23 protein-coding genes and 1 pseudogene are annotated in these 23,952 nt (G+C 38.2%); 15 read left to right on the top strand and 9 right to left on the bottom strand.

Annotation, left to right across the window (positions count from 1 at the left end):
• Window positions 1–53 precede the first annotated feature (53 nt).
• Window positions 54–1,967 carry an ATP-binding cassette domain-containing protein gene (locus D1094_RS03230; protein ID WP_118958604.1) on the bottom strand — a complete coding sequence of 638 codons (1,914 nt, stop codon included), beginning with the start codon at window positions 1,965–1,967 and terminating at the stop codon, window positions 54–56.
• A gap of 157 nt (window positions 1,968–2,124) precedes the next feature.
• On the opposite strand from D1094_RS03230, the gene D1094_RS03225 reads away from it, so the two are divergent.
• Window positions 2,125–2,328 (top strand): YheV family putative zinc ribbon protein, encoded by a 204-nt coding sequence (locus D1094_RS03225; RefSeq protein WP_118958720.1) that lies wholly within the window; start codon window positions 2,125–2,127, stop codon window positions 2,326–2,328.
• 18 nt (window positions 2,329–2,346) lie between these two features.
• On the opposite strand, the gene D1094_RS03220 is transcribed toward D1094_RS03225, so the two are convergent.
• Together D1094_RS03220 and D1094_RS03215 are read right to left on the bottom strand one after the other, a co-directional pair.
• Window positions 2,347–2,610 (bottom strand): SlyX family protein, encoded by a 264-nt coding sequence (locus D1094_RS03220; RefSeq protein ID WP_118958603.1) that lies wholly within the window; start codon window positions 2,608–2,610, stop codon window positions 2,347–2,349.
• Complete coding sequence (locus tag D1094_RS03215) at window positions 2,592–3,608, bottom strand: WD40 repeat domain-containing protein (RefSeq protein ID WP_259337797.1); 1,017 nt, start codon at window positions 3,606–3,608, stop codon at window positions 2,592–2,594. Before D1094_RS03215 ends, D1094_RS03220 begins: the two co-directional genes overlap by 19 nt.
• 129 nt (window positions 3,609–3,737) lie before the next feature.
• Here D1094_RS03215 and fkpA point away from each other — a divergent pair, with 129 nt between their 5' ends.
• Both fkpA and D1094_RS03205 read left to right on the top strand, forming a co-directional pair.
• Window positions 3,738–4,511, top strand: a complete 774-nt coding sequence (gene fkpA, locus D1094_RS03210; protein ID WP_118958602.1) for an FKBP-type peptidyl-prolyl cis-trans isomerase — start codon at window positions 3,738–3,740, stop codon at window positions 4,509–4,511.
• A 120-nt stretch (window positions 4,512–4,631) separates the two neighbouring features.
• Window positions 4,632–5,858: a glycosyltransferase gene (locus tag D1094_RS03205; protein WP_118958601.1), complete on the top strand. Its 1,227-nt coding sequence runs from the start codon at window positions 4,632–4,634 to the stop codon at window positions 5,856–5,858.
• Window positions 5,859–5,879: 21 nt separating this feature from the next.
• Here D1094_RS03205 and D1094_RS03200 read toward each other — a convergent pair whose 3' ends face one another.
• Window positions 5,880–6,356, bottom strand: a complete 477-nt coding sequence (locus D1094_RS03200) for an acyl-CoA thioesterase (protein WP_118958600.1) — start codon at window positions 6,354–6,356, stop codon at window positions 5,880–5,882.
• Between the two features lie 294 nt (window positions 6,357–6,650).
• Here D1094_RS03200 and D1094_RS18585 point away from each other — a divergent pair, with 294 nt between their 5' ends.
• The 4 genes and pseudogenes from D1094_RS18585 (at window position 6,651) to hemE (ending at window position 8,910) form a co-directional block, all read left to right on the top strand.
• A complete protein-coding gene (locus D1094_RS18585) occupies window positions 6,651–6,794 on the top strand; it encodes a hypothetical protein (RefSeq protein WP_182440079.1) in 144 nt (47 codons plus the stop codon).
• A gap of 10 nt (window positions 6,795–6,804) precedes the next feature.
• The gene (gene sodX / locus D1094_RS03195; protein ID WP_118958599.1) at window positions 6,805–7,104 is read left to right on the top strand and encodes a nickel-type superoxide dismutase maturation protease; all 300 of its coding nucleotides are present in this window, start codon (window positions 6,805–6,807) and stop codon (window positions 7,102–7,104) included.
• A 75-nt stretch (window positions 7,105–7,179) separates the two neighbouring features.
• Window positions 7,180–7,464: pseudogene (locus tag D1094_RS18820) on the top strand (hypothetical protein).
• 378 nt (window positions 7,465–7,842) lie between these two features.
• Entirely contained in the window at window positions 7,843–8,910 is a 1,068-nt protein-coding gene (gene hemE / locus D1094_RS03185) for a uroporphyrinogen decarboxylase (protein ID WP_118958598.1), read from the top strand.
• Between the two features lie 91 nt (window positions 8,911–9,001).
• On the opposite strand, the gene D1094_RS03180 is transcribed toward hemE, so the two are convergent.
• The 4 genes from D1094_RS03180 to metJ form a co-directional block, all read right to left on the bottom strand.
• A complete protein-coding gene (locus tag D1094_RS03180; RefSeq protein WP_118958597.1) occupies window positions 9,002–9,931 on the bottom strand; it encodes a 1-aminocyclopropane-1-carboxylate deaminase/D-cysteine desulfhydrase in 930 nt (309 codons plus the stop codon).
• Window positions 9,924–10,826: a mechanosensitive ion channel family protein gene (locus D1094_RS03175; RefSeq protein ID WP_118958596.1), complete on the bottom strand. Its 903-nt coding sequence runs from the start codon at window positions 10,824–10,826 to the stop codon at window positions 9,924–9,926. The genes D1094_RS03180 and D1094_RS03175 overlap by 8 nt, the downstream gene beginning before the upstream one ends.
• A gap of 35 nt (window positions 10,827–10,861) precedes the next feature.
• Window positions 10,862–11,509: a DUF2959 domain-containing protein gene (locus D1094_RS03170; protein WP_118958595.1), complete on the bottom strand. Its 648-nt coding sequence runs from the start codon at window positions 11,507–11,509 to the stop codon at window positions 10,862–10,864.
• Window positions 11,510–11,689: 180 nt separating this feature from the next.
• Window positions 11,690–12,025, bottom strand: coding sequence for a met regulon transcriptional regulator MetJ (gene metJ / locus D1094_RS03165; RefSeq protein WP_118958594.1), 336 nt, complete (start codon window positions 12,023–12,025; stop codon window positions 11,690–11,692).
• Between the two features lie 220 nt (window positions 12,026–12,245).
• Here metJ and metB point away from each other — a divergent pair, with 220 nt between their 5' ends.
• The 4 genes from metB (at window position 12,246) to D1094_RS03145 (ending at window position 18,310) form a co-directional block, all read left to right on the top strand.
• On the top strand, window positions 12,246–13,406 hold the full coding sequence (gene metB, locus D1094_RS03160) for a cystathionine gamma-synthase (protein ID WP_118958593.1): 1,161 nt from the start codon (window positions 12,246–12,248) through the stop codon (window positions 13,404–13,406).
• Between the two features lie 12 nt (window positions 13,407–13,418).
• Window positions 13,419–15,932: a bifunctional aspartate kinase/homoserine dehydrogenase II gene (gene metL / locus D1094_RS03155; RefSeq protein WP_118958592.1), complete on the top strand. Its 2,514-nt coding sequence runs from the start codon at window positions 13,419–13,421 to the stop codon at window positions 15,930–15,932.
• Window positions 15,932–16,822: a methylenetetrahydrofolate reductase gene (gene metF / locus D1094_RS03150; protein ID WP_118958591.1), complete on the top strand. Its 891-nt coding sequence runs from the start codon at window positions 15,932–15,934 to the stop codon at window positions 16,820–16,822. Before metL ends, metF begins: the two co-directional genes overlap by 1 nt.
• Window positions 16,823–16,924: 102 nt before the next feature.
• Complete coding sequence (locus D1094_RS03145) at window positions 16,925–18,310, top strand: hypothetical protein (protein WP_118958590.1); 1,386 nt, start codon at window positions 16,925–16,927, stop codon at window positions 18,308–18,310.
• 98 nt (window positions 18,311–18,408) lie between these two features.
• Here the strand turns inward: D1094_RS03145 and argE are convergent, their stop codons facing one another.
• Window positions 18,409–19,560, bottom strand: coding sequence for an acetylornithine deacetylase (gene argE, locus D1094_RS03140; protein WP_118958589.1), 1,152 nt, complete (start codon window positions 19,558–19,560; stop codon window positions 18,409–18,411).
• A 276-nt stretch (window positions 19,561–19,836) separates the two neighbouring features.
• On the opposite strand from argE, the gene argC reads away from it, so the two are divergent.
• The 4 genes from argC (at window position 19,837) to D1094_RS03120 (ending at window position 23,951) form a co-directional block, all read left to right on the top strand.
• Window positions 19,837–20,889 (top strand): N-acetyl-gamma-glutamyl-phosphate reductase, encoded by a 1,053-nt coding sequence (argC, locus tag D1094_RS03135; RefSeq protein ID WP_259337796.1) that lies wholly within the window; start codon window positions 19,837–19,839, stop codon window positions 20,887–20,889.
• Entirely contained in the window at window positions 20,882–21,652 is a 771-nt protein-coding gene (gene argB, locus D1094_RS03130; RefSeq protein WP_118958587.1) for an acetylglutamate kinase, read from the top strand. Before argC ends, argB begins: the two co-directional genes overlap by 8 nt.
• A 68-nt stretch (window positions 21,653–21,720) precedes the next feature.
• On the top strand, window positions 21,721–22,662 hold the full coding sequence (locus D1094_RS03125; protein WP_118958586.1) for an ornithine carbamoyltransferase: 942 nt from the start codon (window positions 21,721–21,723) through the stop codon (window positions 22,660–22,662).
• A gap of 35 nt (window positions 22,663–22,697) precedes the next feature.
• The gene (locus D1094_RS03120) at window positions 22,698–23,951 is read left to right on the top strand and encodes an argininosuccinate synthase (RefSeq protein WP_118958585.1); all 1,254 of its coding nucleotides are present in this window, start codon (window positions 22,698–22,700) and stop codon (window positions 23,949–23,951) included.
• The last annotated feature ends 1 nt before the right edge of the window (window position 23,952 follow it).

Raw genomic sequence — 23,952 nt, 5'->3', positions numbered from 1 at the left:
TTGTTATCACCAATTAAATCTCTGTTATTATTAAGGTTAGTTTAGCCTAAAAATCAATTTTCAGCAGACATTATCTCTTCTATTTGCTCGGCCAATTCTAACCATAGCATCTCATTTTCTTCAATGTTTTCTTTTAAGCTTGCTTGTTCTTTTAATTTATCGGTTAACTCTGCTTTGCGTTCAGTTTGATAAATATCGCTATCACTTAAGATTGATTCAACCTGCTGAAGTTGCTCTTGATACTGGTGAATAGCTTTTTCTAATTTATCTGATTGTTTTTTTAATGGAGCAGCCTTTTTACGTAATTGTGCTTGTTGTTGACGCAATTGTTTTTTGTCTGGCGCTTTTTCATCATTAGAGTTGCTTGATACTTTGTTATCAGAAAGGGTTTGTTTTTTATCGTCATTGAGCCATTGTTGGTAATCATCAATATCGCCAGAAAACTCGCTAACATGACCATTTGCAACTAGATAAAACTCATCAACGCACGACTCTAATAAAAATCGGTCATGGGCGATTAAAATAATAGCACCACTAAATTCTTGTAAAGCTAGGACTAAAGCTTGGCGCATTTCTAAATCTAAATGGTTGGTCGGTTCATCAAGTAGCAGTAGTTGTGGTTTTTCTAAGACAATTAGCGCAAGTACTAATCTAGCTTTTTCGCCTCCAGACATCGTTTTAACAACTGATAAGGCTTGGTCACCACTAAAACCGAATCGACCTAAAAAAGTTCTTGCTTGCGGCTCACCAAAACTTGGCTTAGCTCTTAATATATGTTCTACAGGTGTAGAGCTTAAATGTAATTGTTCAAGTTGATGTTGAGAAAAATAACCAATTTTAAGCTCTTGTGCACAATAACGTTCTCCAGCGAGTAAACTAATTTCGCCAGCAAGTGATTTGATCAAGGTTGATTTACCTGCACCATTTCTCCCAAGTAATCCAATACGGCTTCCAGGGACTAGCGTTAAACCAACATCTTTTAAGATAATACTCCGTTCAGAGTAACCACAAAGGCTTTCTGTTAATGATAATAACGGATATGGAAGACTTTCTGGCTCTTCAAAACTGAAAGTAAACTGGGTGTCGACATGCGCAGGTGCTAAATCTGGTAGTTTCTCTAAGCGCTTTAAACGGCTTTGTGCTTGTTTAGCTTTGCTGGCCTTAGCCCTAAATCGATCAACAAACGCAGTTAAATGCGCGGCTTCTTTCTGTTGCTTTTGATATTGTATTTCTTGTTGGGCTAAGTGTTCAGCACGTTGCCTTTCAAAGGCTGAGTAATTACCGTTATATAATTTAGCATTTTGATGCTCTATGTGAATAATTTGATTAATCACGGTATCAAGGAAATCTCGATCATGCGAGATAAGTACCAGTGTTCCAGTGTATCGTTTAAGCCAGCGCTGCAGCCAAATAACGGCATCTAAATCTAAATGGTTGGTTGGTTCATCGAGTAAGAGTAAGTCAGCTCTACTAATTAATGCTTGGGCTAAGTTCAAGCGCATACGCCAACCACCTGAAAAATCTTTTACCGACGTATCTAGTTGTGCTTGTAAAAAACCTAAACCATGCAGTAATTCTCCTGCTCGGGCAGGTAAACTATAACCATTGATAGTATCTATTTTATTGATAATTGTGGCTTCAAGTGTACCATTATCTTCTTGACGAGCTTGCGCTAATTGGTGTTCTAGGGCTCTAAACTCTTTATCGCCATCCATCACGTAATCTAGTGCGGTTTGCTCAAGAGAAGGCGTTTCTTGTTTTACTGTGGCAATATCCCAACTACTCGGAATAGATAAATCGCCAGCATCAGGTGCTAGCTCACCTAAGAAAGCGGCAAAAAGCGAAGACTTACCACAGCCATTACTGCCAACCAATCCAACTTTATGATTTGGGTGTATGGTAAAATTTGATGCTTTGATAAGGTTTTTAGCGCCTCTATCTAAGCTTAAATCTGATGCAGTAATCAACGGGACTTCCTCAACTTAGTCAACTGACACCATTGGTCGTTAACTTGATAACAAAAATACGTGTGCATTGTCGCTTGGGTGTGGGCAGTATTCAAGGTAAAATAGCAACAAATCTAGCGCTATGTTGTGTTGGCATAGCATAAAATATGGCTTAAACATGAATACACGTATAAAAAAACGCTTTATTGCAGGTGCTATTTGTCCTAAATGTAATGCACTAGACACCATGGCATTGACCAAAGAAGATGGTATTGAAAAGGTGACTTGTGTCAGTTGTGGCGAACAAATGGTACAAGCAGAAGAGCAAGTAGAAAAAGAAGTGCGTCAGCACGAGCAAGTTATTGGTGTTTTTAAGCCTTAATTTGTTAGATCTAAATCATTAATAATGGGGTGGTGGCGGTTCAATTTGCTCTTTATCAGATGATAATTGGCCAGAATCTTTTATACGGTTAGCCACCAATTGAATTTGCTTTTTCAGTTCAGTTATTTCACTTTGATGAACGGCAAGTTCTTCACTTAATTGTTCAATAACATCATCTTGAAAAACATTGCGTGACTCTAGGCAATCGACACGCTCTTCAAGCGCCTTGACATAGGTTTCATTAATTTTATGGGCAGTTAAGCTTATTTCGGCATTGGCCATGATTCTGCGTATCCTGAAGAACTCTCTGTTAATATAGTACCATTATCGCTAAATGCGACACTATACACAACTGCACCCGTTGGTCTATTTGCCTCTTTTGGTGTTACAAACCAGTGAGCGCGTCTTTTTCCTGTAGAAACATCCCAAACACTGATTTTTTTAGTTGCAGCCCCTGTAATTAACGTTTTACCATCAGGAGAAAATCTAACCGAGCTAAAGACTTCGTGTCGTTTAGTGCCTTGAAGTGTGGTGATAAGTTTACCGGTTTTTAAATCCCAAATATGAGCAGCCTTCATGCTATCAGCAGAAAAAGCAAAGCGACCAGAGGGATCTAATGCGACTTTTGAAACGCGACTGCTATGATTAAATTGGTAGATAACTTGACCTGATTCACTATCCCAAACATAAGCAATAAAATCATTTCCGCCTGACATGGCTACGCGACCATTAGGTAACATGTCAACACTATTGATTTTTTCGCTATGGCCTAAAAATTCTAATCTTCGGCCAGTATCAATCTCGACATGAACGACGGTAGCATTACTTTTACCAATAAGTACATAATTGCCATTATTGCTGACGGCAATATCGCGGATGTTTGATTCTCGTACCTGCCAATACCCTTCAGACTGGCCATTTGCTAAATTCCATAGAGCAAAATTATCTCTATTGGCGGTTACTGCGTGGCTTGAGTTATCGCTAATATCGATAGCTAACACTAAATTGTCGCTACTTTTCTGTTCTTGAGCCCAATCATAAAGACGAGTGTTGTTTGATAAATCCCAAACACTAATGCCATGATGAATTGAAGAGACAACACTATACATACCATCTCGAGATATTTCGCCGGCATATGATCCTTCAACGGCATGCTGATACCGCGCTAATGGCTTGGCTTGGTTAGGTTGACAACCACTAAGGAAGACACCTAACAATAAGAATAAAACACCTTTTAAGTATTGGTTACAAATAAACAAAATATAGGACTTTTTTATCAAGGCAATTACCGTTAGTATAAGGGCTTTTGAAATTTTGTTTAGTTAAATTTTAGTTTTTTAATAACAGAATAAAATTTTAATGTCGGATTGGGGGTGTTCTCCAATTTTTTGCTATGTATGGAGAAATAAATGAAATTTTTTAAGCCTACGTTAGTTGCAGTTGCGCTAATTGCTGTTACGGGTTGTCAAGAAAAAGCAGCTGAAGAAGTTGTTGCAGCGCCTGTTTTAGAGTCTGAAGTACAAAAACAAGCTTATGGCTTAGGTGCTTCTATTGGTATGTACATGCAACGTAACCTAGAAGAGCATGATAAGTTAGGTCTTAGCTTAGATAAAACACTTATTGTTAAGGGTTTCATGGACAGCATGGATGGTAAGTCAGTAATCGAAAAGGAAGAAATTCAAGCATTATTGATGAACCTTGATAAAACCATGAAAGAGAAACAGCAAGCTAAAATTACTGCTGATGCAGAAGCAAGTTTAGCAGAAGGTACTAAATATCTTGAAGAGAACGCGAAGAAAGAAGGTGTTCAAGTCACAGAATCTGGCATTCAGTACGTAGTTATTGAAGCAGGTGAAGGTGAAAAACCAGCTGAAACAGATACAGTTAAAGTACATTACACGGGGACTTTCCTTAATGGCGATAAGTTTGACAGCTCTTACGACAGAAATGAGCCAGCTGTATTCCCATTAAACCGTGTTATTAAAGGCTGGACTGAAGGTGTACAATTAATGCCTGTTGGTTCTAAATATAAATTTACCATCCCTTCAGACTTAGCTTATGGCCCAGGTGGTAACCCACCAAGTATTCCAGGTAACTCAGTATTAGAATTCGAAATAGAATTACTTGAAATTCAAAAAGCAGAGCCAGCACCAGAAGTGGGTGACCAACCAGTTGATAAATAATCACTTGGTTTAATATGTTAATATAAAAGCCGTTAACTGAGGTTAACGGCTTTTTTATGCACTTTGCATTTGTCTCTTAATTCATTTAAGCACTTTTGATAACAACGAACATCATTTGAAATGAAAAAACTCCTTATTATTGGTTATGTTTGGCCTGAGCCGAATTCATCTGCGGCAGGTAGTCGTATGATGCAATTAATTCACTATTTTCAGCAGCAAGATTATCAAATCACTTTTGCCAGCCCAGCTCAAGTAACAGAGCATATGGTTGACTTGTCTGCATTGGCAGTAGTTCAACAAACAATTGCGCTTAACTGTCGAAGTTTCGATGACTTTATCACTGAATTACAGCCAGATATGGTTATGTTTGACCGTTTTATGATGGAAGAACAATTTGGCTGGCGTGTTAGTGAGCAATGCCCACAAGCCATTAAATTACTTGATACCGAGGATTTATTTTGTTTGAGACATGCGCGCCATGATGCTTTTAAGCAGCATCGAGAGGTAACTGATATTGACTTGTTACAGTCTGATATGGCTAAACGAGAAGTTGCTGCCATTTTTCGGTGCGACTTAAGTTTAATGATTTCAACGGTTGAAATAGCGCTACTAAAACGTTTATTTAAGGTTGATGAGTCACTAGTTCACCATTGTGCTTTTATGTTATCAGAGCAAGCGTTATCAAAAAATAATCCTAATTATGAAGACCGTAGTAATTTTATGGCGATCGGTAACTTTAGACACGCACCAAATTGGGATGCGGTATTATGGTTAAAGCAGCAAATTTGGCCATTAATTAGAAAGCAAATACCTGAAGCAGAACTGCATATTTATGGCGCTTATCCACCGCCTAAAGCCACTGCTTTACATGATGAAAAAAGTGGCTTTTTAGTTAAAGGTTGGGTAGATGATGCCATTATTGCAATGCAACAAGCTAAAGTTTGCTTAGCGCCATTACGTTTTGGTGCAGGTATTAAAGGTAAACTTGCTGAAGCAATGCTATGTGCGACCCCTTCAATTACAACTGACATTGGTAGTGAAGGAATGCAGACTCACTTGCCTTGGGCTGGTGCGGTGGCAAACGATGTACAGAGTTTTGTTGAGCAAGCAGTGACACATTATCAAGATAAAAGCGTGTGGTTGTCTGCAAGTGAGTTAGGGCCTCAAAATGCCAAACTGCAATTTAAGCAGCAAAAGATATATGCAACCTTAACAGAGCGTTTACAAGTGTTAACTGAAAATTTAAGCACACACCGTGAGAGAAACTTTATCGGTAGTATGCTTAATCATCACCATCATAAAAGCACAAAATATATGGCGCAGTGGATAGAAGCAAAAAACAAATAATAGCGCTTTTATTTTAATGAATTACTCAACAAAAATTTGCATTTCATCGCCAATTTGTTTGCGCATTTCCATTAGTTTGATTGCCGAGGCATGTTGTTTTTTATCAGCCTCTGTTTCTGGTACCCATTGCGGCACTTGTTCTGATTGTCCATTTTGATCAACAGCGACCATAATTACGATACAGTGCGTTGTTAAACGTTTATTTAAAGACTTAGGGTCGCAAGCATTAACCTCAAGAGCAATGTGCATTGAAGAGTTGCCAGTATAGATAACTTTGGCCTCTACTTCGACCAAGCTACCAACATGTATAGGAGCAACAAAACGAATTCCACCGGCATAAGCCGTTACACAATATCGACCACTCCATCCAGCAGCACAGGCATAGGCAGCTAAATCTATCCATTTCATTACTGCACCGCCATGTACTTTACCGCCAAAATTAACATCTTGTGGCTCAGCAAGAAATCGTAGTGTGATATCACGTTGTGGTTTATTCATGAGTTATTTCTTATTTCAGGGTTAGTTACTCAACGTTATAACTTAGTAACAGCCGATGCAAGAGCTTATCAATTATGCGTTATATCTTAATGATAAGTAATATTCCGCTTTACATTAGTGGTAAATTAAATATAATGAGAATCATTCTTGTTTGGGCGGTTTTGAAGTGACCTACCAGTAGCGAAAAATACGTAATTACAATGCACAGGCGAAGTGTGTTCGGGTGTTTATCGCAGTGTTATATCAATAGTATTAATAGAGATGAACGACTGTCAGGTTTTATAAGGGGGATTTATGCTATATCAACTCATGACTAAATTAAATAAAACGTTTTTTATTCCAGAGATAAATACCGATAAAGAAGTTCCGATGGTTTCAGTAAAAGTAGAGGGTACTGAGCAAAAAGCTGATTTATTAAAGCCTATAATTCGAGTTTAGAGGAGGTGTGATGTTTGGTTTTCATTTTTGTAAAATTACAGGCGTTGGCATGACGCCTTATATTCCAGAGAATAGCTTTGTTTTTCTTGTGCCTTGGCTCAGATTAAGACCCTTGAAAGAAGGAAATATCTTAAAAGTGTTTCATCCGCGTTATGGCGTCATTGTGAGAACCTTAGCAAAGGTCGATCATAACGGGTTACTTTGGTTAAAAGCTTGGCAAGAAAATAACTTGCCCATTGAGAAGCTTGGCCCTGTGAGTAAAGAGCATGTTTTAGGGAAAGTGTTGATGGTTATCTCACCAAGAAGATAGTGAAATGTATAGGGTCTGTTGATCTTTCGCGATTAAATTTTGTTCGTGCTAAAAGCGTTTTATTCGCCCCGAGTAGTGTGTAGCTTAGTCACTCTAAGCAAATACTACTCAACAAAGCGTAAAATGCTTTTAGCCGAATCCTTCGGACAGCGTTTGTTGGTTATTTTTACGGCGTTATCGCCTTTTTATGTGGAATAACCACATGACAAAGGCTCTGCCTTGTACAAATATCCAACAAAAAGCTGCAAAAACAACCCCGAAAGATCAACAGCCCCTAGCTTTAGAAATAAAAAAACCTTTCTCGAAGAGAAAGGTTTGAAATGCTCGCATTATGGTCTAGTTAAACTAGCTTCTTATTAGTTATTAAATCTTTATTATTATTATTTTCTGTAGCGCAGCCATTTTATAACAAACCATTTTTGCCGCTGCAACAACTTTAATAGAGCATAAACTCCACGACTTTCTTCGTATATAGAGCAATTACAATAGCATAACTGATAAGTTGTTGATTAGAAAAAAGTTGAATAAATACAAGTGTAAAATTCATTTAAATATTTTTTAAAGACATTATTTTTTAGAAGATTTGTGCTCTGTTGATTTGGCGCATAGATCAAAATGATTCTCAGTGTTAAACTGTGCGCATATTATATAATGCCAACAGGCAAGGTTATTTTACTTATCAATATATAGCAGTAAATTAACACGAAATAAGCAAATTAAAGTTAAGAGGATATCTTGGTGACAGAATTAAAAAACGATAATTATTTACGTGCGCTTTTAAAGCAACCAGTAGATTACACTCCCGTATGGATGATGCGCCAAGCAGGTCGTTATTTACCAGAATATCGCGAAGTTCGTAAAGATGCCGGTGACTTTATGTCAGTGTGTAAAAATGCTGAGTTAGCTTGTGAAGTGACTATTCAGCCACTACGTCGTTTTCCTTTAGATGCCGCCATTCTATTTAGTGATATTTTAACTATTCCTGATGCAATGGGCTTAGGTCTTTACTTTGAAACAGGTGAAGGTCCAAAATTCGAACGTCCAATTACTTGTAAAGCAGACGTAGATAAAATTGCTGTGCCTGATCCAGAAGATGAATTGGGCTATGTTATGAATGCAGTTCGCACCATTCGTAAGGAATTAAAAGGTGAAGTACCGTTAATTGGTTTTTCAGGCAGTCCTTGGACACTAGCAACATATATGATTGAAGGTGGCAGCTCTAAAGGTTTCACTAAAATCAAAAAAATGATGTTTGCCGAGCCGCAAACACTTCATTTATTACTTGATAAGCTTGCCAACTCTGTTATTAGTTATTTAAATGCCCAAATTGCAGCGGGTGCGCAATCAGTGATGGTATTTGATACGTGGGGTGGGGTGTTATCACCACGTGATTATAAAGAGTTTTCTTTACAATATATGGCGAAAATTGTTGATGGTTTAACCCGTCATAATGAAGGTCGCCAAGTGCCAGTGACTTTATTTACAAAGAATGGTGGTATGTGGTTAGAAGATATCGCCGCGACAGGTTGTGATGCGGTTGGTCTTGATTGGACGATTGATATAGAAAATGCCAAGGCACGTGTTGGTGACAAAGTAGCACTACAAGGTAATATGGACCCGTCAATGTTATATGCACCTTTACCTCGCATTGAACAAGAAGTATCAAAAATATTAGCTGGTTTTGGTGAGGGCGGTACAGGACATGTGTTTAACTTAGGCCATGGTATTCACCCTGATGTGAACCCTGAACATGCAGGTCATTTTATTGAGTCTGTTCACAAATTAAGTAAGCCATACCATAAGTAAGCCATACTTTATGTAGGATGATTGCTTTAGTAATTACTTGAGCTTTAATTAGTAATGACTTTCAAAGCCGTGTTTTCAAAACACGGCTTTTTTATGTGTCGTATTTACGGTGATACCGAGGTAACATACTTTCATTACCTTTTAAGCCACCTTGATGAATATATATTATCGGCCTAAGTGTTGGTGTTTTTGTTAAATATTCTTCTAATGTTAACCACCCTAAAGGGTCATAAAGTAAATCAAATTCAATCTCTGTTTGCGCTTTAAGGCTCTGCCAAATACTGAAAAACTCAGGATATAATTTACCAAAATGATAAGACTTTGAAGTTGAAAGAATCGTTGGCCACCTTGATGAATTAGGCTCAAGCGATTGAAATTGCTTTTCTAAATATTCATTTTTACCAACGCAAGCACAGGTAAGTACTTGGTAGGGAAGAAAGCGTTGAAGAAATAATGCTGTTGTCCCCGTACCAGCGGGTAACATTATCAGAGGATTTTCTATTTTTTGTTTTTGACAATCTTGGATGATTTCAAGCGCAAGTTGCTTTACACCTGAACTGGCGAGGTGAGATCTTCCCCCTTCGGGGATCAATAACTCAGATTGCGCTAAGTGTTGGTTAATTGATTCAACATGAGTTTCAAGGTTTGAGCTTAGCTCGTTTACTTCAATAATGTTCGCACCTAATGATAACGCTCCTGCATAATTACCTAGAGGTGTTGCTTTTAACCATGTAGGTATAGGCTTGCAATAAAAGTCTAATTGCCAACCTTTTAACTTAGCGAGTGCTGCTAACGAATATAGTGAGTTGGCCTGCACTGAACCATAGCCAATGACTTTAGTAATAGGGTTGAAATCATGATGTAAATAATAAGCGAATTTTCTCGCTTTATTACCTGAGAAATAAGGATGGAGTAGATCATCACGTTTTATAAAGAATTGTTTATTATTAAAGTTGATACGCTCTAAAGGTGAGGAGTTGAGCTGTTTACTTTCGTTAAACAGCTCGTTGCTTTTATTCATTATTAACAATTTTTGCTTCGGATAAGTTTGATGCTAAGTGCAAAGTACGTTGCGGAAATGGTATTTCAATATTTGCCTGTTGAAGGGCTAAATATATCGCTTCATAAGCTCGATACTTATTATCAAATAAATCGACAGTAGGTGTCCATACTCTTACCGCAATGGTGATGGCGTTGTCAGAAAACTCATCTATACCTACTTGCAGTGCTTTTTGCTCCCCTACAATATCAAGTTTGGTAATAGTCTTTTTGATCAGTTCAATGACGTCTAATGGGTTATGCTTGTAGGCAATTCCGACACTTAATTCTAATAATGAATCATGTTTTGAATTGTGAAGTATCTCTCCGACAATATGCTTATTGGGAATTGTGATGTCGACATTGTCTTTATCGACGATGACGGTATAAGCCAATAATACTTCTTTAACTACGCCAGTTACCCCTTGAACGGTAATGGTATCACCAACCACAAAGGGGCGAATAATAATGATATTAAAACCTGCAGCATAGTTAGCTAGCAAGCCTTGTAACGCGAGGCCAGCACCTAATGAAATAGCACCAATCGCGGCAATAAATGGCGTAACGCTAATGCCTAATTTGCCTAGAGCAATAATGGTGATAAGTATCACCATCAACATTTTAGTGGTATTAGCTAAAAATTGACTTAAGGTAATATCAAGTTTTTGTCGTTGGCAAAGAGTAAGAACCCATTTAGCAACTTTTCCAGCAAAGTAGTAACCAATAATAAAGATGATAAAAGCACCAATGAGCTGAAAGCTATAATTGGTGAGGTAATCAATAACTATTTGATACCACTGCGTTACTTGGTCTATTTCATTTTTTAAAAGTAAGCTTGGTTTTTCAATTACTTGTTGGGCGCTATCAGTAGACGACATTTATAGATCCTGTTCTAAAACTTGTATGAAATGGTTTATTGCTCAACTTGAAGTAATTGGATGAACTCTTCAGATTGACTTATAGCGATATTCATCTCTTTAACTAATACTTCGACATCACGTTTTATGTTCTTATATTCACCCTGTAAAGCGCCAATGGCGCGAGCATTTAAGTTATGTTTGAGATATAAAGTGTTGTCTTTTAACGCAGCAAGTACAGGCGACATTTTATTTTGTGCTCTATGCATGGACTTTAGTAAAGACCGATATTTACGTTGTGTATTTTTAAGTTTTGCTTGGCTTTGACGTCGAAGGGTGTTGCTACTGTATTGCTCAATTTCATCTTGCCATTCATCAAAAAGAGCTTCAGCAACATCTTCAATGCTGTTTATTCTATTTGCTACTTCATCTGATGCTTCTTTACTGGCGTCATATTGTTCTTGTGTTGCTTCATATTGCTCGCCAAGATCACCACCGTCAAAGGCAATAAGTTCTGACAGCTGTTCTAACGCTGACTTGAACTGCTCTTGAGCATCTTTTTGCGCATCTTGAGCATTTTCAACGCGGTCTAACATAATATCTCGCTTATGTTGACCAACGGTTTCCATGGCTGAGTAATAGGCTGATTGACACGCTGAAAGACAAGTAACCAATAAAATAACAAGAATATGTTGAGCTTTCATTTTACGTTCCTAATGATGAAAGGATATTTTTCTGTTAATAGTGTAGCTAAAATACTATCACCTATAACAACCGATATTATAGTGTTATGAATAAGAGAGATAAAAAAACCGTGTTTATTAAGCTATCTACACTTAAAGTGACACGGTTTCTGATTTTTTGCTAAGCATTAAAACATGTGGTTAGTCATCATCATCTTCTGATTCATAGGCGCTAAAGTCTGTTATGCCTTGTGCTTCAAGTAACCGACGAACACTTGCAGGTAGTTTTTCGTCATTATCTTTCGCTAAATCTTCATCATCAGGTAGCGGCTGACCGGTAAAAGCATGTAAAAAAGCTTCGCATAAGAGTTCACTGTTCGTTGCATGACGAAGGTTATTAACTTGGCGTCTGGTGCGCTCGTCAGTTAATACCTTTAATACACGTAAAGGGATAGAAACGGTAATTTTCTTAACTTGCTCGCTTTTTTTACCATGCTCGGCATAGGGATTTAAATATTCGCCATTCCACTTAGCCATGGATGTTCCTCTATTTTTTAGTGTGTATTGTAATAACTTATATTATATAGACGTAGATTTTACCTTGTGAACAAAGTGAGTCAAGTAGAAGTTTAGAAGTCTAAAAGATCTTGACCCAAATAACTAAACCGTTTAGAGTTATAGACGTCCAAACATCTAAATGGTTTTTTGGACTTTTACTCATAACATAATGAAAAAAACTAGATAGGTGGAAAACAACATGTCGACTAATAAAATTGCAACTTCGGCAGTAAGAGCGGGTATTAACACAGACAAGCATCATGGCGCTGTTGTAGCCCCTATTCATTTATCTAGTACATACTCATTGAAAGGTTTTAATGATAAACGCGAGTTTGATTATTCTAGAACAGGTAACCCAACACGAGCAACTTTTGCTGAGGTTATCGCTGATCTAGAGCAAGGCTCAGTTGGAATTGTTACTAGTACAGGCATGGCTGCGGTACACTTAATCTGCCAGTTATTATCAACCGATGACACCGTTGTGATTCCGCATGATTGTTACGGTGGTAGTTATAGACTATTTACACATCTTGCAAAGCGTGGCCAATTTAAGCTCATTGTCGTGGATCAAAATGATAAAGACGCTTTGCAAAAAGCACTAGTAAGCAAGCCTAAATTAGTGTTAGTTGAAACACCCAGTAATCCGTTATTACGTATTGTTGATATCGCTGCGGTAACAAATGCATGTCATGAGGCAGGCGCATTAGTTGCAGTAGATAATACTTTCTTGTCACCAGCACTTCAGCAGCCATTATTACTTGGTGCAGATATTGTTTTTCATTCTACGACTAAATACATTAATGGTCATAGTGATGTGGTTGGCGGCGTATTGGTCACTAAAGATCAAACCTTAGGTGAAGAGCTTGCATGGTGGGCAAATTGTATTGGTATTACTGGCAGCGCTTTTGATAGTTTTTTAGCATTACGTGGTTTGAAAACATTACCCGTTCGTATGAAGCAACACCAAGAAAATGCAGAACAAGTCGCTGCATTTTTAAAAAATCACAGTGCAATATCTTCAGTGTACTATCCTGGTTTTAATGATCATCCTGGTCATGATATTGCTAAACAACAGCAAACGGGCTTTGGTTCAATGCTTAGCTTTGAACTTAATGGTGGCGTTGAGGCGGTTAAAAAGTTATTTAATCATTTGAAACTTTTTACCTTAGCTCAATCATTAGGTGGTGTTGAAAGCTTAATTAGTCACCCTTCTACAATGACACATGCCGGTATGGAAATATCAGCACAAATTGAGGCGGGTATTACACAATCGCTGGTTCGTATTTCTGTCGGCATTGAAGATATTGATGACATTATTGCTGATTTAAGCCATGGTTTAGCTGTAAGTCAGCAGCAGTAGGTAGGGAATAAGATGACAACCGAGCAATTACAAGTGAATGCCAATGATGAACAAGTTGAGGCAATCGCACAAAATCAGTTAGCAAAGCATGCAACACAAGTGCATAAATTTGGTGGTAGTTCATTAGCAACGCCTCAATGCATAACTCGCGTATTAGATATTATTCGTCAAAACTGCCAATTAAATGATGTCGTGGTGGTTTCTGCTAATGGCGATACTACGGATAATTTATTTGCTTTATATCAGCTAGCCCAAGAGCAGCAAGATATTCCCTTAGAAGAACAAGATCCTCGAGCGTTAGAACAAGCAATACTGTCATTAAAAAATCAACAAGAAACGCTTATTACTGAGTTGTTGAATGCAAATAATGCTCGCCAATTAATTCAAGCGTTAAGTGTTGACATTGAACAGCTTAAAGCATGGTTGTGTGGCAGTTTAGCGGTATATCGTAATGACATTTTAGCGTTTGGCGAATTATGGTCAGCACGTCTTTTATCTGCCCTATTGAACGAAAAGGTTTGCCCAAGTAATAGCATTGATTCACGCGATTTCTTAGTTATCGATAATGAAGTTCAATATGGTGTTGATACGGCAACAAGTGCCGCACAATTAAGACAAAGAAAACAATTTGGTAAACTTGCAGTTATCACCGGCTATATTTGTAAAAATGAGCAAGGACAAACTTGTACTTTAGGCCGCAATGGTAGTGATTACTCTGCGACTATCGTCGCTTCTTTAGTTGGTGCAAATAACGTTACTTTATGGACCGATGTTGATGGCATTTATAGTGCCGATCCACGTATTGTTCCAAATGCTAGAAAATTACATCGCTTACCAAATGGTGTTGCTAAAGAGTTAGGGCGCTTAGGTAACCCTGTACTGCATGCAAAAACGTTATTGCCTTTAATTAATCAATCAACCGAGCATCATACTCATTTACATGTTGCCAGTAGTTTTGATGCTGAAGTTATTGGTACTGAAATTGGTAAATTTGGACAAATAGCGAAGCAAGAATTATCAGTAACTTATTTGAATGATTTGTTAATTGCTCAGTCTGAGAGCTTTTTAGGGGATGCATGTGCCAAAGCCTGTGAAGTCTTTTCGCCAATTTGTAGTGATGAAAAGCAAGGGTTTATGGTAATAAACCAATCACAACAAAAAGCCTTAAGCCAATGGCTCGCAAGCCATGATACTGAAGTCACTTTTAAGCCAGTAGCGATTATCGCCACCGTAGGACATAAAGTTGCTGAACGAGGTGATATTAAAGCACGCTTTAAACGTTCATTAAAATCAACAAAGCCGCTACATTTAGTTAACAGTGATAATGGTCATAGTGTTATCGCTATATTAGTAGAGCCGTGTACGACTGAGTTATTAAATAATGTTCATCATGACATGACCAAAGATGCTCGTCATATTGGTTTAGTTGTGGCTGGCCTTGGTAATATTGGTCAGCGCTTTTTAGAAATGTTACCTACACAGTTAAACCGTGTGTATGCATTAGAAAATATTCATTTAGTTGGCTTACTTTCATCTAAAAAAGCCTTGATTAACAATGATGGTATTGATGTTAGCCAAGCAATGAACCTGTTCGAGCAAGAAGCGCAGGCTTATGATAACGAGCAATTACTTTCTTGGTTAAGTTACCACCCTTATGATGAATTAATTGTGGTTGATATAACCCCGAGTGAAGACTTTAGCTTGTTGTACGAACCGTTTTTTGCTCGTGGTATTCACGTGATTGGCGCCAACAAATGGGCGGCATCAAGCCCTACAGCTCACTTTAATCATTTAAAGAAATTATCAGCTGAACATAATAGTTTATGGTTAGGTAATACAACAGTAGGTGCCGGATTGCCTGTTAATTTTGCAATTGATGACTTGCGCCAAAGTGGCGATGAAATTAACCAAATAGCAGGTATTTTCTCAGGCACATTATCTTGGTTATTTGAAACGTATGACGGTAGTACAAGTTTTTCAACCTTGTTACTTGATGCGCTATCACAAGGTATCACCGAGCCTGACCCTCGTGAAGATTTATCGGGTAGAGATGTTCAGCGTAAATTACTCATTTTAGCTAGAAAAGCAGGTTTCGAATTGTCGCTTGATGATATTGATTGTCAAAATTTGGTTCCTGAAGTATTACAAGGTTTATCGACTGAAGCGTTTTTAGCGCGAGCGTCAGAGCTTGATGCTTACTTTGCACAAAAGCATCAAGAAGCAAATAAGAAAAATGCCTGTATCCGTTATGTTGCACGTTTACAGTACGATGAATTATCAGAACCACAACTAAAAGCAAAAGTGAGCTTAGAAGTGCTACCTACTTCAGATGCTTTTGCAAGCTTAACACCCTGTGACAATATCTTTTTGATTAACAGTCGATGGTACCAAGAAAACCCTCTTATCATTAGAGGTCCCGGTGCAGGTAGAGATGTGACAGCAGGTGGCTTACATTCAGATTTAGTCGCAATTTGCCAACAATTAGCTAATAAACAGAATCAAGTAAAAATTAAGGGGATAAATTAATGAGTTATAGCCACGCTAGACAAGTAGAATCACTAAATCGTAGCTTGAGTGAGATCAGTGATGATATTCAAGTGTCGTTCGAGTTCTTTCCACCTAATTCCCCTGAAATGGAAACAACATTATGGAACTCAGTAGAACGTTTGGCACCGTTAAAGCCTAGCTTTGTTTCAGTGACTTATGGTGCAGGTAGTGGTACGCGTGATAGAACTCACGATATTATCAAACGTATACAAAAAGATACCGCGTTATTAGCTGCACCGCATTTAACTTGCATTGATGCAGGAAGAGACGAGTTGGTGCAAATTGCTAAAGATTACTGGGAAAGTGGTGTAAGACATATTGTTGCTTTGCGAGGTGATTTACCTAATAGCAATGAAAAGCCAAATATGTATGCATCTGATCTTGTTGAGTTATTACGTGATGTTGCTGATTTTGATATTTCAGTGGCTGCTTATCCAGAAGGGCACCCCGAAGCACCAAATCCTCAATTCGATTTATTGAATTTAAAGCGTAAAATTGATGCAGGTGCTAACCGTGCTATTAGTCAATTCTTCTTTGATATTGAGTCATACCTTCGTTTTCGTGATCGTTGTGTCACCGTAGGTATTGATGTTGAAATTGTGCCAGGCATTTTACCAGTGACTAACTATAAAACATTAGAGCGTTTTGCCGGCCTAACCAATGTTCATGTGCCGAGCTGGATGACAAAAATGTATGATGGCCTAGAAGATGATGAAATGACTCGCCGCATGGTTGGGGCCAATATCGCAATGGAACAAGTTAAAGTACTGAACAGAGAAGGCGTGAAAAACTTCCACTTTTATACACTAAATCGTGCCGAATTAACCTATGCTCTATGCCATACTCTAGGTATACGCCCTCAAAAATAATTTTGAAAACTTTGCAATAGCCAACATTTTGGCTATTGCTTTTCCATTTTTTTGCTAGCATTATGAGAACATATTTAGTTTGATTACTCACTGCATAACTTAATGGCTAACGACTCTCCAACACAAACTCATTATACACGCCAAGTTCATCAATTAATTGATAGGATTTATGGACGTAGTAGTCAAAAAGATTCTGTACTTGAAAGAGCGATCAGCTTCTTTGAGCATGACGTATTTAGGCCGTCTAATGAGGAACTCTCTGAAAACGAAAGAGAACTTCAGCGCCTTGAACAAACAGATAGGCACTCAAACCTCTTAAAGATTTGTATGGATATTCTAGAACTCGCTGAAGGAGATTCTTTTGAAGAAACCAATAGGCGTTCTGCACAATTCTTAGGGACTATTCAGCTGATAAGCCCCACAGAAGGCAAAAAAGTTGCACTGAACAATGAGACATGTAAATCCCTTTATAAAGCTATTCTTTGTTTACGTTTACTTGACCGATTAGTCTTAGATAAACAGGTACAAGAGAAAAATATTTTAGCGTTTACAGAAGAGCTAACTCCGACAGAATACTGTACCTTTGCTAAAGGTGACCCAGTAACTTATCAAGAATTTGTTCATCAAGTTAAAGTGCCGCTCATTATGGCAGCATTATTACAAGATGTTGGTAACTATCATCCTAAAGCTCAGGAAATATTATGCGGAAAAGATGGTCAGGAAAGTCCATTTAGAGTTCTTGATGTTGAACAACGTAAAGAGTTACTACAAATTAATTATCGTGAAACATTAAAGTATTTCATTCAGGGCTTAGGGACACCTATTTTTGTCGGTAACACTAAAGCTGAACGCGATAAGTATCTAATTGATGAGCAAGAGAAATCAGACTTTATTAAAAAGTTATTAAAAACCAGTGTTAACCCGAAAAAAAGCATAGGTAATTTATTAAAAATTCCGCAAATATATACTTCAATTATTATGTCGACTAAAGACAGTTATAATTACAAGTTATTACCTCAGGTCTTTCAAGTGCTTAACAAAAATGCTGAGATTGGTGCGTGTTCAAAAGTGGTTGTTGATGCGCTGTATCAAATTACAGGTATGTTTCCACAAGGGTATGGCATTGTTTATATGCCTATTGATGACTTTGGCGAACAGGGTGATTGTTATGAGTACGCAATAGTAAATAGCTTTTACCCTAAAAATCCTGAACAGCCTATATGTAGAATGGCGACCAGAAAATTGTCTTTTATTGGCTATGGTCAAAATATAACAATAACCAAGCAAAGCAACTTATACTTTACTCAAACAGCGAAAAAATTAGCCAAATTAAGTAAAGAGCGATTACATGAAATATTAGAATTACTTACGTCGAATTTTCAAGAGCGTAAAGAGTTAGATTTATTGCCACGTTGCTGGCACGCCAATGAATTCTTTTCAGTGAAAGCCAATCAAAAGCTGTGGAATAAAGTCGAAAAATCTATTTAAAAACATCGCCTTAACTTTTAAGGATTCATTATGTTCTAGCTCAGAGTAGAACAACCTTGAGCTAGAGCTTTTAAAGATTCATGTAACTCTAGCAAATACTATTTCACACAATAATGCTGTATTAATTGCGTAAGTACTTTAGTGGTTTTATCAATTTCACTATGCGCTAAGAATTCGTTAGGCTGATGTGCTTGGTTAATTGAGCCTGGCCCCATCACGATTGTTTGACAACCTAATTGTTGAATATAAGGAGCTTCGGTTGCGTAGTTTACGGCGCAGCAACTATGACCACTTATTTCTTCTGCAATATCGATTAAAGTACTCGGTTTTTCTTGTTCAAAGCTAGGTGAACTAGGATGTAATTCTTCAAAGCTTATTCTGCCGGGGTATTTTTCCGCAATTGGCTTTAATGCATCACTTAGCCAAGCAAGTAACTCATCATCACTCATACCTGGTAGAGAGCGTAAATCAAGATCTAAATGACAATGGCCGCATATTCTATTGGCATTATCTCCACCTGAAATTGCGCCCATATTTAATGTAGGCGCGGGGACATCAAAAGCCTCATTATTAAAATTAGCATTAAATTGTTTTTGTAATTCAATTAACGCGCCAATGACTTGGTGCATAATTTCAATAGCGTTTATGCCAAGATTAGGTTTACTAGAATGACCTGATTTTCCTTGTACGCTAATTTTATGTGACATATGGCCTTTATGCATCACAACAGGAACAAGGTTCGTTGGCTCACCCATAACGGCTACATCAGGTTTTATTGTTTGGCTATTAGCAAAAAAACGTGCACCAGCCATGGTCGTTTCTTCATCTGCTGTGGCGAGAACATATAAAGGTTTAGATAATTGCTTGGCAGACAAGTTCTTGGTTACTTGTAGTATGAAAGCAAAAAAGCCTTTCATGTCACAAGTACCCAACCCAAAAAACTTATCGTCTTGATTGAGAACCTTATGAGGATCTGACTCCCATCTGTTTTCATCAAACGGCACTGTGTCACTGTGGCCAGCTAATAATAGCCCTCCTTCGCCGTTGCCAAGTTTTGCCAACATATTAAATTTATTAGTCGTTTTGGGTACTGGCTGAATTTGTACTGTAAAACCAAGTTGTTCAAACCAAGTGGCAAGCAATTGAATGACTTCTTTATTGCCTTGATCCCAACTGGCTTGTGTAGAACTTATTGATGAACAAGCAATGAGTTGAGTGAGACTTTGAGAGAAGTTTGGCAATTGTGACATAGAGATTTCCACGAAATTTGAATAAAAGCTTAAATAGTTATGCTGAATAGTTGCATAAGTACCCGTTGGGTGTTAACCTGTTTGTACAGTGTAATTAACCTTCTTTCATAAGGCTACTCGAAAATGATGAAGCTTCCGATAATGCGACGACGATATAGATGATTTCTTAATTTAGCGCTTTAAGGCTGTACGTTTTAGCGGGTTAGATTAGTTAGTTATTAGTATTGAAATTATGTTATTTGGATAGGTTTATTAGGTATTAGTAGGGGAAAAGGTTTGTCACAATTGAATAATGTTGCCGTTATTGGTGCAAGTGGGTATGTAGGCGCTGAGTTGATAGGTTTGCTATGCAAGCACAGTCATGTTGCCATTAAACATCTGCTCGTATCAGAAAATAGTTACTCCGAGGGGAAACTTTTCAGCGATTTACATGGTCGCTGGCAAGGGATTTGTGATGTACCCTTGCAAGCTTTTTCTTCTCAATGGTTTGAGCAATATGCAAGCGAATTAGATTGTGTATTCTTTGCCACTCCCCATGAATTTAGTGCCGATTGGGCGCAAGCTTTTGTCAATGCAGGGGTAAAAGTTTTCGATTTGTCAGGTGGCTTTAGACTCAATAATGTAAAAGACTATCCCACGTATTATGGATTTGAACATTCGCATATTGATGCACTAGAAGTTGCTAAATATGGTTTAGCTGAATGGCATGAATCTGCTATCAAAGAAACTCCGTTAGTTGCTGTGCCAGGGTGCTACCCAACGGCTAGTTTACTCGCATTGAAACCCATTACTGAAAATAATTTACATCGTAAAGACACACTTATTGTCGTTAATGGCATTAGTGGTGTCAGCGGTGCAGGCAGAAGTGCATCTTTGGCGACAAATTTTAATGAAGTCAGTTTAGGTGCGTACAATATTCTGAAACACAGACATCAACCTGAAATCTCCCAAGAAGCAGGTGCCGAGGTTATTTTTAATCCACATCTAGCCCCCTATAAACGCGGATTACTTTCAACCGTAACATTACAATTGAATTCTGAAGTAACGGTTGAGCAAATTGAGCAGGCTTTCAATAGGGCTTATCAAGATAAGGCTCTGATTAGGTTACTTAATACTTGGCCTAAAATAGACAATGTTGCCTATACGCCATTTGCAGATATCCATTGGAAATATGATGAACAAAAGCAAGTGCTTGTAGTGAGTTGTGCCATCGATAACTTACTCAAAGGTGCTGCGTCTCAAGCTTTACAGTGTTTTAATATTTCGATTGATTTGTCTAGTCAGTATTCACTGCTTGCTCCTAATTATATCGGAGGTTCAAATGGCTAAACCTCTAGTTATAAAAATTGGTGGCGCTATTTTAGAAAAACAAAGCGCATTAATTGATTTACTGTCAGTAATTAAACAATTACAGAATAAACCTGTAGTTTTAGTGCATGGTGGTGGATGTGTTGTTGATGAAATGCTTGCCCAAGCGGGTTTTACTACTGAAAAAAAACAGGGATTAAGAGTCACTCCAAAAGCACAAATCAACTTAATCAGTGGCGCGTTGGCGGGTACTGTAAATAAGGCTATTGTAGCAAGTGCTAATAGTTTGAATTTGGCCGCTATAGGGTTGTCACTTAATGATGGCGATATGATCAGCTGCACTTTATCTGAACTAGATTTAGGGCAAGTGGGTGAACCTAAGACCAATAATAGTAAATTACTCGATGTGTTACTTGAGCAAGGGTTTATGCCGATTATTTCTTCTATTGGTGCGTTAAGTAACGGTGATTTAGTGAATGTAAATGCAGATGATGCTGCTGTGGCAATATGCCAGCTACTAAATGCTGAGTTATTACTACTTACCGATGTTAACGGTGTAAAAGATGCGAACGGGGAGTATTTACATTCACTAAATCACTCTCAAGCAAAAGCATTGATATCACAAGGTGTTATTGCTGGCGGTATGACAGCTAAAGTTAACGCAGCGTTAAAAGCTGCTAATCAATTACGACGAAGTATCGCGGTTGCCAGTTGGCAATCGCCAGAACAGATTTCTTTATTGCTTGACGGGCACGGTATTGGCACACAAATACAGCCAAATTAACCTGCTAGCAAAAACATAAGACTGCACCTTCAAGCAAAGTATTTAATTGATTTAAAAGTTGAACTGACATGTCAAAATTTAACCATTTTTTAGCTGATGATCAGCTAAGTAAAGAGCAAGCATTCATGCTTATTGAGCTTGCTTTAAACATTAAACAATCACCACAGCAATATGCTCAATCTCTTTCGGGCAAGTCTGTTGCTATGATCTTTGAGAAACCATCACTAAGAACCCATGTGAGCTTTGATATGGGTATTGCTAAATTAGGTGGTCATGCACTGTATCTTGGCCAACAGAATGGCAAATTAGGCGAACGTGAACGCGTTAGTGACTATGCTAAAAATCTCTCTTGTTATGCTGATGCTATTGTAGCTCGGGTTTTTGAAAATAGTGCGATAGTGGGTTTGGCTGAACATGCCAGTGTGCCTGTGGTTAATGCTTTATGCGATCAATACCACCCATGCCAAGCACTGGCAGACTTTGTAACGCTAGCTGAGTGTTTTGCATCGCAAGATGTACAAGACTTAACGAAAGTTAAGCTAGCTTATGTTGGTGATGGTAATAACGTCTCTAATTCATTAATGCTGATGGCTGCGGTTATTGGTGTCGATTTCACACTAGTATGCCCACAAGGTTATGGGCCAAGTGAAAGCATGCTAGACAGAGCACAAACATTAGCCAGTAAAAATGGTTCTTGTTTTACTTACACCACAGACATAAATGCAATTGGCACACAAGATGCCATTTATACCGACACATGGGTTTCAATGGGCAATGAAGGGGCTGAAGATAAAGCACAGTTATTGGCTGCGTTTAAACCATACCAAGTCAATCATGAGCTAATGGCTAAAGCAAAAGCCAGCGTGGTTATGCATTGTCAACCGGCACATTTAGAAGAAGAGATCACCACCGAGTTATTTGATGATGAAGAATTGTCTGTTGTGTTTCAAGAAGCAGAAAACAGAATGTGGGCGCAATGTGCTGTGCTTGTCTCATTACTAGCAGATTAATTAACGAATTTAGATAGAATTTATAGGATAAGAAAATGGCATTAGCAAAGAAAGAAATCAAGAAAGTCGTATTAGCATACTCAGGGGGCTTAGATACTTCGGCTATCATTCCATGGTTAAAAGAAAACTACGATGGTTGTGAAGTGGTTGCCTTTTGTGCCGATGTTGGTCAAGGTGATGAAGAGCTTGAAGGCATTGTTGAAAAAGCGATAGCTTCGGGTGCTTCAGAATGTCACGTTGTTGATCTAAAAGAAGAGTATGTTAAAGAGTACATTTACCCTATTTTGAAAACAGGTTCTGTTTATGAAGGGCAGTACTTATTAGGTACTTCAATGGCTCGACCTGTGATAGCTAAAGCACACGTTGAAGTTGCTTTAAAAGTTGGCGCTGATGCTGTATGTCATGGCTGTACTGGTAAAGGTAATGACCAAGTACGTTTTGAATCATGTTTTGCTGCTTTAGCGCCAGAGTTAACTGTTATTGCACCGTGGCGTGAGTGGGATATGGTTTCTCGTGAAGACTTATTAGATTACCTTGCTGAACGAGATATTCCATGTGCAGCTTCGCTCACCAAAATATATAGCCGTGATGCTAACGCATGGCATATTTCACATGAAGGTGGTGAATTAGAAGATCCGTGGTGTGAGCCATCAAAAGAAGTGTGGACGATGACGGTTGATCCTATGGATGCGCCAGATACACCAGAAAAAGTTCAATTAAGCTTTGTTAAAGGTGAGCTAGTTGCTATAGACGGCAAAGACTACTCTGGCGATAGTGCAGGAAAAGGCGCTTATAATGCATTAATGTATTTAAATGAGAAAGGTGCCGCTCATGGTGTCGGTAGAATTGATATTGTAGAGAATCGTTTAGTAGGCATGAAGTCAAGAGGCTGTTATGAAACACCAGGCGGTACCATTTTAATGGCGGCTTATAAAGGATTGGAAACACTAATATTAGATAAAGAATCGCTGAAATATCGTGAATCAGTCGGTTTAGAATTTTCTCATGTAATTTATGATGGCCGTTGGTTTACGCCTCTTGCGAAAGCTCAGCTTGCTTCTGCAGCATCATTTGCTGAGCAACTTACTGGTGATGTTGTGGTTAAGTTATACAAAGGGATGGCGCAAGTTATTCAGCGTCGTTCACCTAATAGTCTTTATTCGGAAGAGTTTGCAACCTTTGGTGCTGACGATGTGTATGACCAAAAACATGCAGAAGGCTTCATTCGTTTATTCAGTCTATCTAGTCGAATCACTGCGTTATCTCAAGCGGAAAATAAGGATAAATAAT

Origin of the sequence: Colwellia sp. RSH04, assembly GCF_003545765.1 — a bacterium.
Taxonomy (GTDB): domain Bacteria; phylum Pseudomonadota; class Gammaproteobacteria; order Enterobacterales; family Alteromonadaceae; genus Colwellia.
The sequence above is the reverse complement of the archived record's forward strand: the minus strand, read 5'-3'. Positions and strand labels throughout refer to the sequence as shown.